The organism is Nostoc sp. FACHB-133 (genome assembly GCF_014698055.1).
Taxonomy (GTDB): domain Bacteria; phylum Cyanobacteriota; class Cyanobacteriia; order Cyanobacteriales; family Nostocaceae; genus Nostoc.
On sequence record NZ_JACJSH010000011.1, the window covers coordinates 119,167 to 131,661 of the forward strand.

Here is a 12,495-nt window from a genome sequence, read left to right on the forward strand (position 1 = left end):
GTGATGAAAAGTGAGCTGCATGTACCAAGTGACTTGAATTTTCTGAATATTGTCGAAAACTGGTTACTGGGATGTTTGAAAATTCAGCTAGGAGAATCTGTGGATTGGTCACGGCAATCAAGTCGTTTGAGACTGGCTTTGGTGGAAGCTTACTCAAATGCAGTCCGTCATGCCCACAAGGATAAACCAAATTTACCAATTTTACTGCGTTTGGAAGTGAAAGACCGGGATTTGGCCTTAGAAGTTTGGGACTACGGCGAAGGCTTTGATATGTCTAACTACTACGCACCCAACCCTCTGGAAAAACAAGAAGGTGGTTATGGTTGGCTGATTATGAATCGTCTGATGGATAAAGTAGACTATGAGTTGCAGATTGATGGTGCAAACTGTCTCAAATTACAAGCTACTTTACCCGAATTAGTCAAATAGACAAAAGTTATTTATAGGAATTTTTGATGCCTAAATTTGGTTTTGGGTAATATCAAACATTTCCTCAACAATTATACTTATTTACTACTTGTCACGGCGTAAAGAAAGTAACTCTTGGGGAGAAGCTAAAAGTTTGATTCTAGTATAGAAAATTTGCCGTTGTTGGTTGAGGATAAATAGCCACAAGACATTCACACTACACCAGGAAGTTTGGGCTTTGCCTGCTACCTGAATTTCAATCTCACCGGTTTCTAAAGTCTCGGCGATTGCCGTGTTGGGGTAAGCTTTAACGTTTTGTCCTTCTTGTTTTAAGTAGGCTGCGATCGCATCTGTCCCCACAATATCAGATTCAAAGGGTGGACGCATCACACCATCTACCGCAAATAAGGCAGCAGTTGCCTCAAATTCTCCCGCATTTAAGGTTTGAAAATAACGCAGTACACTTGTTTCTGTAATTCCCTCAATCTGGAATTCTTCTTTCAACTGTGCTGGGGATATAAATTCAGCAGAAGTCATAAAATTCTCTGTATTATGCTAACTGAATATTCATTTCAATACAAAAATCGCTCAAAAGAAAGCTGCTTTTGAGATAGATTGCTACATATTGCTAAATCTTCCTCACGATGGAAGTTGAGATGTTGCAATGGAATGTCTCTACATTGGTGTTGCAAAAATTGCAGAAGGCAGGAGGAATACTACCCTCTTGCCTTCTTCCTTTCTCGATAAAATTGATCCGTAGGGAAAGCAACAAATATTCATCAAAGGTATTGACTAGGTAATGTATAATTTATTTGCCTTTATTTAGGCAAAATCCAAATAAAAAAATGAGTCAGTATTCTGTAACAAGCAGTAGTGTGGTGAAAGAAAAAGCCAGCGAGTTGGGCTTTCACAAAGTTGGGATTGCTGCTGTAGATAGCATAGATGCCACAGAAGCGCAGAGGTTACAAGCATGGATTGAACTGGGTTATCACGCGGATATGGAATGGATGGCTAACCCAAAACGTCAAGATATCCGCTTAGTGATGCCAGAAGCGCGATCGCTAGTGTGTGTGGCGCTAAATTACTACACATCACATCAACGTCCCGAAGGCGAGGAATATGCCAAAATTTCCCGTTATGGTTGGGGAAGAGATTATCACAAGGTGATGCATAAGAAACTCAAGCAGCTATCTACATGGCTGGAATCACTAGATGAAAGTGTAAGAGTTCGTTATTATGCAGACACTGGCCCAGTACAAGATAAAGTATTGGCTCAACTTGCCGGAATTGGTTGGATTGCCAAGAATGGTAATGTGATTACACGAGAATATGGCTCTTGGGTATTTTTGGGAGAAGTGTTGACCAATTTGGAGCTAGAGAGCGATCGCCCGCATACAGAACACTGCGGTAGCTGTACTCGTTGCCTTCAGGCTTGTCCTACAGGTGCAATTACTCAGCCTTTTGTTGTGGATGCTAATCGCTGCATCGCCTATCATACAATTGAAAATCGGGACGAAGAACTGCCACAGACACTCACACCCCATTTGCAAGGCTGGGTTGCTGGTTGTGATATTTGCCAAGATGTTTGTCCTTGGAATCAACGTTTTGCCAGTACAACTGATATTCCAGAGTTTCAGCCTTATCCTGGGAATATTGCTCCCAAACTGCTAGAATTAGCCCAAATCTCAGACCAGGAGTGGGATAAACGATTTCCAGCATCTGCCTTGCGGCGGATTAAGCCAGAAATGTTACGACGCAACGCCCTAGCTAATCTTGACGCATCCAGGCAAATAATGACCCCGAAAGTAATTATTTTTGATTTTGATGGCACAATTGCTGATACAGTAGATGCCCTTGTAAGTATTGCCAATCGTCTAGCTGTAGACTTTGGTTATAGACACATCAGCCCAGAGCAATTAGCCCTCCTTAAAAACTTAACATCTAGGGAAATTATTAAGTTCTCAGGAGTTTCTCTATTTAAAATACCTTTTTTAGTTAAAAAAGTTAAAGGAGAATTAAAAGACAAAATTCCTGAATTAAAACCAATTCCGGGAATTAAAGAAGCATTAATAGAACTACAAAATCAAGGATATAAACTGGGTATTATCACTTCTAATTCTAAAGATAACGTTACCCAATTTCTCACAATCAATGATTTAAATCACCTGTTTGATTTCATCTACTCAGGAATTACAATTTTTGGCAAAACAACCATAATCAATAATGTATTGAGGCAAAAGCAACTCAAACCCCAAGAAGTTATTTATGTCGGTGATGAAACCAGAGATATAGAAGCATCAAAGAAAGCAAATATCCAAGTAATTGCAGTAGCTTGGGGCTTTAACTCATCGGAAGTACTAGCTAAACAAAATCCAGATTATTTGATTCACCAACCTAGCGAACTGCTAGAAGTGATGAATGGTTATTAATTATATACACATCTCCATAAATTAAATATGCGTTATCCATAACCATTGTAGAGACATAGCTATGCTACGTCTCTACATTTTTTTCACCAGATGTCTAAATGTTGGATTAGGAAAATTTACTTTTTCGGTTGACCCTTTTCCAAAGCTTTTTGTACTAGTTCATCACTGACATTAGTTACACCTTCAGTTCTAGAATTCCCAACTTCTTTGGCTAATTCTGCATAATCGTCAGGATTACCAGTTGACTGCGCTTGAATTTTTGTCTCTTCTGGCTTAGAGGTTTGATATTTAGGTGCTGTAGCTGTTTCGGCTGCTGCTGAACCTTCACCAGTGCGATCAACTTCACTAACGCTAAATTGCTGTGCAGCTGCATAATCAGCATCAAAATCGACCTTTGGCGCTTGTTCTTCACCACTAGCTATGCTTTCGGCAGCTAATTGAGCATCATGGGTGGGAGCTTCATTAACATTGGGCTTTACTTCATCAGGCATAATTAAAAACCTTAAGGTAAATTTTTATTACTAGGGCGATTGTAACAAGTCAATATGCCACTTCGTTGCTTCCTTGGGAGAGACTTTTACCTCTATTAAAAGATAGATAAAAGCTGCAATTTGCAATAAAGTTAACTCCTTCTATCGGTACTAGAATCTGATAAGAAAACTCTGGTAACACTTAGTTTGGTCTATTAAATTTACTTTGGGACAAAATTATGACTGCAAGTTACGACAAAACTATTTCTCAAGCCCAGAGCAATGAAACTCAAAAATTAGTGGATGCGTTTAATGCTTTAGATACCGATGCCAAATTAGCCTGGTTCTATTTTGTTTATAAAAAAATGGGTGATTCAATTACGCCAGCTGTACCTGCTGCGGCTGAACCAGAATTAGCACCACTTCTGTTAGGAGACTATTTTGAATTATCAGATGAGCAGCAACTAGATATTATGCGGGATATTGTTAACCGCAAAGATACAGAATACTCTCGTGCTTATGGGTCGATAAAAGAAAATAATCAGTTGTTAGTTTGGTATGCTTGGGCAGTAGCTATGGGAAATCAGGTGGTTGGTTTACCAGCTAGCTACCAACCAAGTAAGGCAATTAATGATCTGGTTTCCCAAATTGAAGGACTAGATTTTGAGGAGCAAATTTCGGTGTTTCGGACAATAGCTGGTGAAATGGGTTACACCGATGTCAAGCCGATCGCAACACAAGCAGAAACTGGTAAAACATCGAGTTTGTAATCATATCAAAACCGCATTTATCAGCCTTGGCGACTAGATACAAACTTTCGTCCACCTACCAAACGCCAAGGGCGAATTCTGACTTTATTAAGCTATGACACAGTAAGGTTATTCAAGTCGCTTGGGGTGAGGTTAGAGTGTACCACTTGACCATCGCGGAACCAAACGATGCGCTGGGTTTGACGGGCAACTTCTGGCTCATGTGTCACCATGACAACGGTGATTCCACTGGCATTGAGTTCGCTAAAGATATCTAAGACTTCTTGGGTTGTGCGCGAATCAAGTGCGCCTGTGGGTTCATCGGCTAGGAGTACTACAGGACGATTGACAATGGCTCGTGCGATCGCTACTCTTTGTTGTTGCCCCCCAGATAGTTGAGTTGGTTTGTTGTTGAGGCGATTTGCTAAACCGACTCGCGTCAATGCAATTGTGGCGCGATCGCTTCTTTCTTTTGGATTCACACCAGCATACAGCATTGGCAGTATCACATTTTCTAATGCTGTTAGTTGGGGCAATAGGTGGAATTGTTGAAACACAAACCCCAGTTTTTTATTACGGATGTGCGCCAATGAGCGATCGTCCATTTGAGCTACATCAAGATTATCTAAGTAATAATGTCCCGTTGTCGGACGGTCTAAACAACCGATAATATTCATGGCTGTGGATTTACCAGAACCTGAAGGGCCCATGATTGCACAATATTCGCCCTGTTCCACAATTAGGTTGACATCATTCAGCGCTCGTACCTCTGTTTCGCCACTACCATAAATCTTGAAAATGTTTTCTAGTCGAATGATTGCTGGTTTCGGTAGAGAATTAGGAACCAGGGAATCGTTAATTGAAATAGTGTTTGTCATAAAGATTATAGGTAATCTTGGGCTGGTAAGTTACTTTTTTCCCAGTTGTAACTATAGTAACCATCCTCACAAGGTAAATTGTCGGGAAGGAATTAGCGATCGCTAATTCCTTTGATCAGTTAAGTTGGCACAATAAAATTAAACTATCTTGTAAAAATCGTTATTTTCACGATCTTCGTCGAGCCTTCGCGTGAGACAAAAAAATATTTATGCAAGAGACAAATGCCAAATGACCAATGACCAATAACATCTAATTTCTTCCAAATCCCTTAGAAACTGAGCGCTTTTTTAAACTATCAGAATTTTTACCAGCAAACATCCATTGCAAATGCTGTGGTAACAGTTTGGCTAAATCATAACGCTTCAAAATTGTCTCTCGCGCATTCGCACGAATTTTTTTCATCTCTTGAGGATGATTCAGCGCCTCTTCAACCCGATTAGCAATATCTTGGGGAGAAAAGAAATCTACCAACAGTCCATTCGCCCCATCCTGGATGACCTCCAAGACTGGCGGAGTCTTAGAAGCTATGAGTAAACATCCTGCTGCCATTACTTCTAACATTGACCAGGATAAAACAAAAGGACGGGTTAAATAAATATGAGCAGAAGAAGCTTGCAAAACTTGAAGATACTCATTGTAAGGTAGTCTATCTGTAAAGTGCAGCCTCGATAAATCTAAAGATGATTTTAATTTTTCTAGCATTAATTGTTTATAAGTCTGACCATCGGGAAGATTCTTCCCATAAGCCACCCTATCTTCTCCCACAACTACTACATGACACTTAGGTCTTCGCTGTTGAATTAGTGCCACCGTTTCCATAAACTGTGGAAATCCTCTATAAGGTTCCATTCCCCGTCCCACATAAGTTACCAACTCTTCGACATAAGAAAGGTCAAGATTTATTCTTGGTAAAATTAACTTTACGTCTGGCTTGGGAACAAAATAATTGGTATCAATACCATCATGAAGTACAGTGATTTTGCTATGATATTCTTTGGGGAACTGGTAACGCTGCCAATTAGTGGGAGAAAGCCCGCGATCGCAGCTATATAAATCAGTCAAAATCGGTGCATTTTTCACGCGGATACGGCATTCATCATCAGCATTCAATGGTTCATTGGGATCAAAATCTGCATCCGAACCGTGAGCGTGATAAAACCACTCGAAATAACACAATAATTCTGCTTTGGGAAAAACATCTTTCATGAATAAAGTCGGGCCCCAACCAGAATGACCATAAACTATATCTGGAAAGAAACCCTCGGCTTTTAATTTTTCGGACACGCGATAGACAGCCTGCGCGGTGAGAACAGCATTTTCTAGGTTGCGAACGTAATGGTGGGTTTGGGGAGCAGCTTCACGAGAAGGAGTGTAAATAGCTTTATAAACACCAGGTATTTCGCCTTCACGACGATTTGTTCCAAAGACGACTTTGCAATTAGGATCTTTACCTAAAACTGTCGCTAGGTTGCGAAATTGTGAGGGGAAATTGGGATGTAAAAATAATATTTTCATTGGAATAATCTTGATTAATTTATTGCCAGATAAAATAAATTAAGACAAGCTATTTCAGATTATAAGATTATTTCTCACAATTTTTAGCAAGTAAATTTAGGTAAATGGTAGCCTGAAAATGCGAAAATAATCGCAAATTCATGTTATGACAATGAAATTTATTGGCATTGATTTAGGCTGGCGATCGCAACCAAGTGGACTATGCTGTTTAGAATGGATAGATGGACAACTGCAACTACTCGATCTAGACCGCAAAGAAGCTATTGCAGACATCCTTACCTGGATCGAGCAAAGCGTCAAACCAGACGAACCAGCAATCATCGCCGTAGATGCACCTACTCTCATACCCAACGCTAGCGGGAGTCGCCTCCCTGACAAACTCAGCCACAAGTACTTTGGCAAATATCATGCAGGCTGCTACCCAGCTAATCAAAACCTACCCTTCGCCGATCGCACCATCAACTTTGGTTTAGAATTAGAATCACGTGGTTTTGCCCACGCACCCACCATAGAACCGCAAAAACTTAGCAGATATCAAATAGAAGTCTTTCCCCACCCAGCAATCGTTAACCTATTCAACTTAGAACGCATCCTCAAATACAAAAAAGGAAGACTCACTGAGCGCCGCCTAGAACTAATCAAACTCCAAAATTATCTTCTCGATATCCTCCCCTCCCTTTCTCCACCTCTGCGCCTCTGCGGTTCGTTCCTCCTAGAAATCCCCACCACAGGCGCAGCCCTCAAAGCAACCGAAGATAAACTAGATAGCTTAATTTGCGCTTATGTTGCCGCTTATTGGTGGTATTGGGGAGAACAACGTAACTTAGTATTAGGCGATCGCACCACTGGCTACATTATCATCCCCCAAAGAATATTAGCCTAAAATTGTAATGTCGTAAGATTTAACTCAAGGAGTTTTTATGCAAGGAGTTAGTTCTAATTTGAGTTTGAAACAACTTTATGAAATTGACGAGCATCTCTGGTTAGAGGAAACAATCAAACTCTTGAAAGCTAACCATTTAGAAGAATTAGATTTAGAAAATTTAATTGAGGAGCTAGAAAATTTGGGTCGTAGAGACAAAGCCAAGGTTGCTAGTTTATTAGAACAAATTATTAGACATCTTTTGCTATTGCAATACTGGACAGAGGAATCTCAATATAATTCTGGACATTGGAAAGCAGAAATTAGAGGTTTTAGGAATCAATTAAAACGTCAGTTAACAACGAATTTATATCAATTTTTAGAAAAAGAATTAGCATCAATTTATAATGATGCTTTAGGATATGTAATTGATAAAACTGAAGGCAAACTCGATAACTTACCTGAATATTCTACCTATACCTTAGAACAGCTACTAGATATTAATTACTTACCTGAAAACTTGTAATATAAAAGACGTTGCTAATTTAAGTTAGCAACGCCTATTCTTGAGTATTTAATAACTACTCAGCACTCTTACTCTGCCCAAGCAATCAACCTTGGTTCATAAGCATTAGCCAGATTTGGATTTTTCGGCAATACACGCAAAGACAAGCCCTGTAAACCAGAAGCGGTATAAGTAATATTACCCGTGTAAATGCTCAATTGCTGTGAATCCTCACCTTGGTAATCCATCACCACTGTTACAGCGTTGACAATCTCACCATTGGCATCGATCGCACCTTGATATAACTCCACCTGCACATCATCATTGGTCAAGGTTGCTAAGTCAACCTTGGCTTTGACAGCAACAGTTTGGTTAACTTCAATGTCTGAAGCTGCCGATACATCAACATCTTTGATTCTGATGTTGAACCAGTGTTCGCCCAATTTTTCTTTCCAAGCAGCTAGTTCTTTCGCTGGGGCATAGTTATCAACAGTCAGGGTATGATAGCGATCGCTAGCTGGGAAATAAGCTCTTTGTGCATATTCTCCTACCATCCGCGCTGTATTAAAGAAAGGACAATTCAATCGAATTGCATCCTTCATTTTGGCAACCCACGGACGGGGTAAGCCATCAGTATCCCGGTGCTCATAAAATAGCGGTACAACTTCCTTCTCTAACAACTCGTAGAGAGCATTTGCTTCTACTTCATCTTGATAGTTGGGATCGTCGTAATTCTCTCCATGTCCAATCGCCCAACCCGTGCGGACGTAATCAGCTTCATCCCACCAGCCATCTAGTACACTTAAATTCGGCAAGCCATTCATTGCGGCTTTCATGCCACTGGTACCAGAGGCTTCCCGTGGACGACGCGGTGTATTTAACCAGATATCACAACCCGCAACCATCAACCGAGAAATGTGAATGTCGTAATTGGGAACAAACACCACCTGTTTTTCTAAATGTTGTTCGCGGATAAAGTGATTGATTTCGCGGATCAGTTCTTTACCGGGGATATCTTTAGGATGTGCCTTACCAGCAATCACAAATTGCACTTTCCGGTCTTTGTTAGCCAGCAGAAGCCGCTTAATGCGATCCAAATCACGCATCCAGAGGGTGGCGCGTTTGTAGGTGGCAAAGCGACGGGCAAAGCCAATGGTGAAAGCGTAAGGATCTAAAACTTCTTGAGCTTGGATAATTTCTGAAGCCGAAGCGCCGCGATCTGTTAAATGCTTGACCAAATGCTCCCGCACATACAAAATCATATCTAAGCGGCAGCGTTCGTGATTGCGCCACAATTCCTCATCGGGTATGGCATCCATCCGCTCCCATAATGGGCTATCTGGTGGTGCTGATGACCAATTTGGGCCGAGGTAGCGATCGTACAATTCTTGAGTCGATTTCGCCACACAACTGCGAGCATGGACACCATTAGTAATTGCTGCGATCGGCACTTCTTCTACTGGTACTTTTTGCCACAAGCCCTGGAACATTTGCCGCGACACTACCCCATGCAGTTGGGCGACACCGTTAGAAAATGTTGCCATTTTCAACGCCAGCACCGCCATACTGAAAGGCCCAGATAAATCGCCTGTATTCTCGCGTCCCAGTCCTAAAAATTGCTCTTTGGGCAACCCAAATATCTCTGCATAGTACCCCAAGTAGTGCAGCATTTTGTCGGGAGCGAATAAGTCAATCCCTGCTGGTACTGGCGTGTGGGTAGTAAAGATATTACTGGAAGCCACCACCTGTTTAGCTTGGGCATAATCCAGTCCCTCTTCCTGAATCAGCAAGCGGATGCGTTCTAGGGCAGAGAAGGCGGCGTGGCCTTCATTCATGTGGTAAGCGGTGACTTTCAGCCCCAAAGCTTTGAGCATTTGCACACCACCGATCCCCAGCATGATTTCCTGGTGGATACGCATATCGATGTCGCCACCATACAGTTGATCTGTAATGTCGTGGTCGTAAGTGTTGTTGGGTTCAATATTGGTGTCTAGCAGATACAAGGGAACGGTTCCCACTTGTACGCGCCAAACTCTGGCGTATACCTTGCGTCCTGGATAATCTACCGCAATCCGTAGTTCTGAACCATCGGCATTGCGCTCTAGATGCAAGGGCATATTATAGAAATCGTTGAGCAGATAGCGTTCTTGCTGCCAACCATCAGCATTGAGATACTGGGCAAAGTAGCCTTGCTGATACAGCAAACCTACACCGACAAGTGGTAGCCCCAAGTCACTAGCAGATTTGAGGTGATCCCCCGCCAGAACGCCTAAGCCGCCAGAATAGACGGGTAAACAATCAACAAGTCCAAATTCCGCCGAAAAATAGGCGTAGCATTCTTTTGGTTTTTGCTCCCGTTGTTTTTGATACCAAGTGCGTTCTTGCAAATAATCGTCTAACTGACGGTCAGCTCGATCCATTTGCGCGAGAAAGCCTTCATCTTCGACAACTTCCAAAAGCCGCGATTGAGAGATAGTACCGAGCATCAACACTGGATTGTGATGGCTAGACTCCCACAAGTCAGAGTCTAAGCGACGAAATAAATCTTTGCTCTCAACGTTCCAATCCCAGTGCAAGTTATATGCTAGCCGCCGCAGTGGTTCGAGTCGCGGCGGTAGTGAAGGGGATACGTTAAATGTGCGAATTGGCTGCATAGGTTGGCAAAACTCCAAGTTTAGTTATGGTTATTGTTTACTGTCTTTACCAATGTTGCCAATTCTTTATACTGTAGTTTGTGAAGAAGCGATGACTTTGTTAAGCATTGAGAATTCTTTTTAACATCGTTGCTAAAGTTTACACCAAGGTGTTTCTAATTCTATGCATTACTCTCAGCCATATACTTGGTATATTAAGATTTAATCATTGAGTGGTATGTATCACTTAAAAAAATCTAGTTTTGAATAAATAATTTATATTTTTTTTAGTATTGCTTCCGGGGATCAGTTCTACTGTCTTGGCTAAAGGTGAAATTTCCCCGTAGCTGTTTCCACAAAGGTTAAATTTTTAATTATTTTTTAATAAAATTGTGCTGGGAAATAATCAGCTATGATTCTTAGATTAAGGATTAGTTTGAGAAGATGTGATACAAAATAACCCATGTAGACATCACTTAAAAGAGGAAGGCGTAAAAATAATACCAAGGAGTTAACTAGAAAAGCGTCGCAAACTACTTGGTATAAATTTTGGATACTAAATCAGGAAAATAACTTCTTAGCCTGTAATCTTATGAACCTAGTGAAGGTTGGTCTTTGGTATTTTTTGTCATTGACAAAGCTACAGCAGCTGCATAAGCAATCTCCGCTGCCATTTGATAAGCAAGTTTGATACTTGATGAAGCGTCCTTGGCTTTAGGAGAAAGAGAAGCTTTTTTTCGGCGCGACTCTTGTTTGACATCACCCGCTACAATAGCTCGCTGTAAAATGATCCAGGCATCTAGGTCTTCTGAGTCATAATTACTTTGAAGTTGCGATCGCAGTTGTTCTTCGGCTATAACACTCAGATAGCCGCTATTTAGAGCTTCTTGGACAATTTCTTTAATTAAAGCCATAATTTGAACCAAGTGTGTGAGTTAAAACCGATACCTCAATGTGGTCAATTTGATGTTGTTTTGTGGACTTCTCCTGAAAACTCAGCTAAGTTTTAGCTTTCTTTACAATAAAATTTATAATGAGTAACACCAAGCACGCATCACCCGCTTGGCTCACCCGAATGGGTGATTTACAAATTTTTAGATACAAGTAATAGGGAAGAAGAAAATTTTGAGCTTTTGAACGAAGAGGGTGTCATCAGTATAGTAGATATCATTCTGAATTTAACGCCCAATTATAAAATTACTTGGACAAACAAAGGTAGAAATATAGACTAAAAGACAATTAACATCCGTGATTATTTTTAAAATTACCGTCATCAAGAAATTTTATCTAAGTGTATAAAATTATTTAAGAGTAGCGATAGCTCCATAAAAAAAGTTAGCTAATTTACAATATTCTCATCACCAATCAACTTATTTATTAAGAGTGTTCCACTAAAAATAAAATGTGTTATTGTTAAAAGCAACTGTTATTAAAAACGATTCATGTAATTACAAACATGAATTTGCTAGTCTGTAAATCATCTGTGTGCAACATGATTGGAGCAGCATACTCTAGAAATTCGTTGCAAGAAAGCCGTCATAGCAGTCGGGGAAGCGCTTACTTGTTTGCACCGATGGTCAACTTCAATGTGATGGCTGATGTAGGGGATAATCCACCCTAATTGGGCTTTTTGGGGCAATAATACCCAACTAGACCCAACAATAATTACATTGTTATGCTAGGCAGAAATTTTATCTAAATTTTTGAATATAGTCTAGTTAAATGTATTTTTTGTTGCAACATAGCTTGTGGAACTGAGTTGTTTTAAAAGACTAAAACCGCCTGATAAGAAGTAGCCTCAAGGCAAACAACTCAATCCCTAGTTGCGTAACAAGCTTTGCAAATTTGCCAGATAACCAAAACAGTATCCTATCTAAACCAACCATTTTACCCATCAGATAAATTCATAGTCTGGGGTTTGACCCTGCAATGCACTAAGATTTTTTGTTAATTGCTCTGGCGAAAAAGAAGCAAAGTTTTTACATGCCTTGACTGGTACAAAAGCTTCTGTGACATCCAAGGTAGTTGTGCATATTAAGTGGGTA

General features: G+C 40.6%; 12 protein-coding genes and 1 pseudogene. 7 read left to right on the top strand and 6 right to left on the bottom strand.

Features of this window, described 5'->3' with window-relative positions:
• The first annotated feature begins 3 nt into the window (after nucleotides 1–3).
• Complete coding sequence (locus H6G86_RS11840) at nucleotides 4–429, top strand: ATP-binding protein (RefSeq protein ID WP_012411419.1); 426 nt, start codon at nucleotides 4–6, stop codon at nucleotides 427–429.
• 84 nt (nucleotides 430–513) lie between these two features.
• Here H6G86_RS11840 and H6G86_RS11845 read toward each other — a convergent pair whose 3' ends face one another.
• A complete protein-coding gene (locus H6G86_RS11845; protein WP_190934469.1) occupies nucleotides 514–945 on the bottom strand; it encodes a ketosteroid isomerase family protein in 432 nt (143 codons plus the stop codon).
• Between the two features lie 308 nt (nucleotides 946–1,253).
• Between H6G86_RS11845 and queG the strand changes: the two are divergent.
• Nucleotides 1,254–2,227 (top strand): annotated as a pseudogene (queG, locus tag H6G86_RS38630) (tRNA epoxyqueuosine(34) reductase QueG).
• Nucleotides 2,202–2,837, top strand: a complete 636-nt coding sequence (locus H6G86_RS38635) for an HAD-IA family hydrolase (RefSeq protein WP_242064783.1) — start codon at nucleotides 2,202–2,204, stop codon at nucleotides 2,835–2,837. The pseudogene queG and the gene H6G86_RS38635 overlap by 26 nt, the downstream one beginning before the upstream one ends.
• Nucleotides 2,838–2,953: 116 nt before the next feature.
• On the opposite strand, the gene H6G86_RS11855 is transcribed toward H6G86_RS38635, so the two are convergent.
• On the bottom strand, nucleotides 2,954–3,328 hold the full coding sequence (locus tag H6G86_RS11855) for a hypothetical protein (protein WP_190934471.1): 375 nt from the start codon (nucleotides 3,326–3,328) through the stop codon (nucleotides 2,954–2,956).
• Nucleotides 3,329–3,546: 218 nt separating this feature from the next.
• Between H6G86_RS11855 and H6G86_RS11860 the strand changes: the two genes are divergently transcribed.
• Nucleotides 3,547–4,077, top strand: coding sequence for an orange carotenoid protein N-terminal domain-containing protein (locus H6G86_RS11860; RefSeq protein ID WP_163927660.1), 531 nt, complete (start codon nucleotides 3,547–3,549; stop codon nucleotides 4,075–4,077).
• A gap of 92 nt (nucleotides 4,078–4,169) precedes the next feature.
• Here the strand turns inward: H6G86_RS11860 and H6G86_RS11865 are convergent, their stop codons facing one another.
• Both H6G86_RS11865 and H6G86_RS11870 read right to left on the bottom strand, forming a co-directional pair.
• Nucleotides 4,170–4,934 (bottom strand): ABC transporter ATP-binding protein, encoded by a 765-nt coding sequence (locus H6G86_RS11865; protein WP_199338242.1) that lies wholly within the window; start codon nucleotides 4,932–4,934, stop codon nucleotides 4,170–4,172.
• 250 nt (nucleotides 4,935–5,184) lie between these two features.
• Nucleotides 5,185–6,450 (bottom strand): glycosyltransferase family 4 protein, encoded by a 1,266-nt coding sequence (locus H6G86_RS11870; RefSeq protein WP_190934472.1) that lies wholly within the window; start codon nucleotides 6,448–6,450, stop codon nucleotides 5,185–5,187.
• Between the two features lie 151 nt (nucleotides 6,451–6,601).
• Here H6G86_RS11870 and H6G86_RS11875 point away from each other — a divergent pair, with 151 nt between their 5' ends.
• The gene (locus H6G86_RS11875; protein WP_190934543.1) at nucleotides 6,602–7,333 is read left to right on the top strand and encodes a DUF429 domain-containing protein; all 732 of its coding nucleotides are present in this window, start codon (nucleotides 6,602–6,604) and stop codon (nucleotides 7,331–7,333) included.
• Between the two features lie 37 nt (nucleotides 7,334–7,370).
• Nucleotides 7,371–7,838, top strand: a complete 468-nt coding sequence (locus H6G86_RS11880; protein WP_190934473.1) for a DUF29 domain-containing protein — start codon at nucleotides 7,371–7,373, stop codon at nucleotides 7,836–7,838.
• Nucleotides 7,839–7,906: 68 nt separating this feature from the next.
• On the opposite strand, the gene glgP is transcribed toward H6G86_RS11880, so the two are convergent.
• Nucleotides 7,907–10,471, bottom strand: coding sequence for an alpha-glucan family phosphorylase (gene glgP, locus H6G86_RS11885; protein WP_190934474.1), 2,565 nt, complete (start codon nucleotides 10,469–10,471; stop codon nucleotides 7,907–7,909).
• Between the two features lie 569 nt (nucleotides 10,472–11,040).
• Nucleotides 11,041–11,364 (bottom strand): hypothetical protein, encoded by a 324-nt coding sequence (locus H6G86_RS11890; RefSeq protein ID WP_190934475.1) that lies wholly within the window; start codon nucleotides 11,362–11,364, stop codon nucleotides 11,041–11,043.
• A 542-nt stretch (nucleotides 11,365–11,906) separates the two neighbouring features.
• Here H6G86_RS11890 and H6G86_RS11895 point away from each other — a divergent pair.
• The gene (locus H6G86_RS11895; RefSeq protein ID WP_159402498.1) at nucleotides 11,907–12,071 is read left to right on the top strand and encodes a hypothetical protein; all 165 of its coding nucleotides are present in this window, start codon (nucleotides 11,907–11,909) and stop codon (nucleotides 12,069–12,071) included.
• Nucleotides 12,072–12,495 lie beyond the last annotated feature (424 nt).

Excerpts from the sequence above, each read along its gene's own strand:
- H6G86_RS11840 (WP_012411419.1), top strand. The coding sequence starts at position 4 with ATGAAAAGTGAGCTGCATGTACCAAGTGACTTGAATTTTCTGAATATT.
- H6G86_RS11845 (WP_190934469.1), bottom strand. The coding sequence starts at position 945 with ATGACTTCTGCTGAATTTATATCCCCAGCACAGTTGAAAGAAGAATTC.
- H6G86_RS38635 (WP_242064783.1), top strand. The coding sequence starts at position 2,202 with ATGACCCCGAAAGTAATTATTTTTGATTTTGATGGCACAATTGCTGAT.
- H6G86_RS11855 (WP_190934471.1), bottom strand. The coding sequence starts at position 3,328 with ATGCCTGATGAAGTAAAGCCCAATGTTAATGAAGCTCCCACCCATGAT.
- H6G86_RS11860 (WP_163927660.1), top strand. The coding sequence starts at position 3,547 with ATGACTGCAAGTTACGACAAAACTATTTCTCAAGCCCAGAGCAATGAA.
- H6G86_RS11865 (WP_199338242.1), bottom strand. The coding sequence starts at position 4,934 with ATGACAAACACTATTTCAATTAACGATTCCCTGGTTCCTAATTCTCTA.
- H6G86_RS11870 (WP_190934472.1), bottom strand. The coding sequence starts at position 6,450 with ATGAAAATATTATTTTTACATCCCAATTTCCCCTCACAATTTCGCAAC.
- H6G86_RS11875 (WP_190934543.1), top strand. The coding sequence starts at position 6,602 with ATGAAATTTATTGGCATTGATTTAGGCTGGCGATCGCAACCAAGTGGA.
- H6G86_RS11880 (WP_190934473.1), top strand. The coding sequence starts at position 7,371 with ATGCAAGGAGTTAGTTCTAATTTGAGTTTGAAACAACTTTATGAAATT.
- glgP (WP_190934474.1), bottom strand. The coding sequence starts at position 10,471 with ATGCAGCCAATTCGCACATTTAACGTATCCCCTTCACTACCGCCGCGA.
- H6G86_RS11890 (WP_190934475.1), bottom strand. The coding sequence starts at position 11,364 with ATGGCTTTAATTAAAGAAATTGTCCAAGAAGCTCTAAATAGCGGCTAT.
- H6G86_RS11895 (WP_159402498.1), top strand. The coding sequence starts at position 11,907 with ATGAATTTGCTAGTCTGTAAATCATCTGTGTGCAACATGATTGGAGCA.